This is a genomic window from Parashewanella sp. 2304DJ23-3 (genome assembly GCF_056591695.1).
On sequence record NZ_JBWQOH010000018.1, the window covers coordinates 1 to 3,091 of the forward strand.

Genomic DNA, 3,091 nt, shown 5'->3' on the forward strand with positions numbered 1-3,091 from the left:
TATTCTTACTAAGGTTCTAGCAAATTACAAAACCCATTAGGGTTGTATGGTTAAGCCTCACGAGTCATTAGTACAGGTTAGCTCAACGCCTCACAACGCTTACACACCCTGCCTATCAACGTCCTAGTCTCGGACGGCTCTTTAGCAGATTTAAAATCTGAGGGATGACTCATCTCAAGGCTCGCTTCCCGCTTAGATGCTTTCAGCGGTTATCGATTCCGAACGTAGCTACCGGGCAATGCTATTGGCATAACAACCCGAACACCAGCGGTTCGTCCACTCCGGTCCTCTCGTACTAGGAGCAGCCCCTTTCAATCATCCAACGCCCACGGCAGATAGGGACCGAACTGTCTCACGACGTTCTGAACCCAGCTCGCGTACCACTTTAAATGGCGAACAGCCATACCCTTGGGACCGACTTCAGCCCCAGGATGTGATGAGCCGACATCGAGGTGCCAAACACCGCCGTCGATATGAACTCTTGGGCGGTATCAGCCTGTTATCCCCGGAGTACCTTTTATCCGTTGAGCGATGGCCCTTCCATACAGAACCACCGGATCACTATGACCTACTTTCGTACCTGCTCGACGTGTCTGTCTCGCAGTTAAGCTAGCTTATGCCATTGCACTAACCACACGATGTCCGACCGTGTTTAGCTAACCTTCGTGCTCCTCCGTTACTCTTTGGGAGGAGACCGCCCCAGTCAAACTACCCACCAGGCACTGTCCTTACCCCAGATTATGGGGCCAAGTTAGAACATCAACACTACAAGGGTGGTATTTCAAGGTTGACTCCACTTCATCTGGCGACAAAGCTTCAAAGTCTCCCACCTATCCTACACATGTAGGGTCAATGTTCAGTGCCAAGCTATAGTAAAGGTTCACGGGGTCTTTCCGTCTAGCCGCGGGTATACGGCATCTTCACCGCAATTTCAACTTCACTGAGTCTCGGCTGGAGACAGCGTGGCCATCATTACGCCATTCGTGCAGGTCGGAACTTACCCGACAAGGAATTTCGCTACCTTAGGACCGTTATAGTTACGGCCGCCGTTTACTTGGGCTTCGATCATGAGCTTCGTACAAGTACTAACCCAATCAATTAACCTTCAAGCACCGGGCAGGCGTCACACCGTATACGTCATCTTGCGATTTTGCACAGTGCTGTGTTTTTGATAAACAGTTGCAGCCACCTGGTATCTGCGACTGCCAGCAGCTTAGGGAGCAAGTCCCATCACCGCCGGCAGCGTACCTTCTCCCGAAGTTACGGTACCATTTTGCCTAGTTCCTTCAGCCGAGTTCTCTCAAGCGCCTTGGTATTCTCTACCTAACCACCTGTGTCGGTTTGGGGTACGATTCCTACTTACCTGAAGCTTAGAAGATTTTCCTGGAAGCATGGCATCAATTACTTCACCACCTTAGTGGCTCGTCATCAGCTCTCAGCCTAATGTTCACCCGGATTTACCTAAGTGAACAGCCTACAACCTTAAACCGGGACAACCAGCGCCCGGCTAACCTAGCCTTCTCCGTCTCTCCATCGCAGTAAGTAGAAGTACAGGAATATTAACCTGTTTCCCATCGATTACGCCTTTCGGCCTCACCTTAGGGGTCGACTCACCCTGCCCTGATTAACATTGGACAGGAAACCTTGGTCTTTCGGCGAGGGAGTTTTTCACTCCCTTTATCGTTACTCATGTCAGCATTCGCACTTCTGATACGTCCACTATGGGTTACCCCTTTAGCTTCAACCGCTTACAGAACGCTCCTCTACCGCTCACACCTAAGTGTGAACCCGTAGCTTCGGTGGTATGTTTAGCCCCGTTAAATCTTCCGCGCAGGCCGACTCGACTAGTGAGCTATTACGCTTTCTTTAAAAGATGGCTGCTTCTAAGCCAACTTCCTAGCTGTCTAAGCCTTCCCACATCGTTTCCCACTTAACATACACTTTGGGACCTTAGCTGACGGTCTGGGTTGTTTCCCTTTCCACGACGGACGTTAGCACCCGCCGTGTGTCTCCCGCATATCACTCATTGGTATTCGGAGTTTGCAAAGGGTTGGTAAGTCGGGATGACCCCCTAGCCTTAACAGTGCTCTACCCCCAATGGTGTCCGTGCGAGGCGCTACCTAAATAGCTTTCGAGGAGAACCAGATATCTCCCGGTTTGATTGGCCTTTCACCCCCAGCCACAAGTCATCACCGCATTTTTCAACATACGTGTGTTCGGTCCTCCAGTTGATGTTACTCAACCTTCAACCTGCCCATGGCTAGATCACCGGGTTTCGGGTCTACACCTAGCAACTCTTCGCGCAGTTAACACTCGGTTTCCCTACGGCTCCGCTATTCGCTTAACCTTGCTACTAAATGTAAGTCGCTGACCCATTATACAAAAGGTACGCAGTCACGGTCTCAAGGACCGCTCCCACTGCTTGTACGTATACGGTTTCAGGTTCTATTTCACTCCCCTCACAGGGGTTCTTTTCGCCTTTCCCTCACGGTACTGGTTCACTATCGGTCAGTCAGGAGTATTTAGCCTTGGAGGATGGTCCCCCCATGTTCAGACAACATATCACGTGTGCCGTCCTACTCGATTTCATCTTAAGGTCGTTTTCATGTACGGGGCTATCACCCTGTGCCGCTGCGCTTTCCAACGCATTCCATTAACTTCCAAAAAACTTAAGGGCTAATCCCCGTTCGCTCGCCGCTACTAGGGGAATCTCGGTTGATTTCTGTTCCTATGGGTACTTAGATGTTTCAGTTCCCCACGTTCGCCTCATAACGCTATGTATTCACGTTACAATGACCACTTATGTGGCCGGGTTGCCCCATTCGGAAATCTGAGCCTAAAATGGTTTTTATCACCTGAGCTCAGCTTATCGCAGATTAACACGTCCTTCATCGCCTCTGACTGCCAAGGCATCCACCGTATACGCTTAGTCGCTTAACCATACAACACTAATAAGTCTTACCATCTAAAAGATAGCTTCAGCTTTTCGCGTGAATGTGCAACTTGCTGGTTTGATAATTCAATCAAAGATTGAATCGCCTTAGTTTTGAATATTCAAGACACTTAATAAAGTGTTGAGAACTTCGATTAG

1 rRNA gene is annotated in these 3,091 nt (G+C 49.7%); it reads right to left on the minus strand.

Going from position 1 to position 3,091, the window contains the following annotated elements:
* Positions 1–46: 46 nt before the first annotated feature.
* Positions 47–2,940, minus strand: a 23S ribosomal RNA gene (locus AC1EU2_RS18615).
* Between the last annotated feature and the right edge of the window lie 151 nt (positions 2,941–3,091).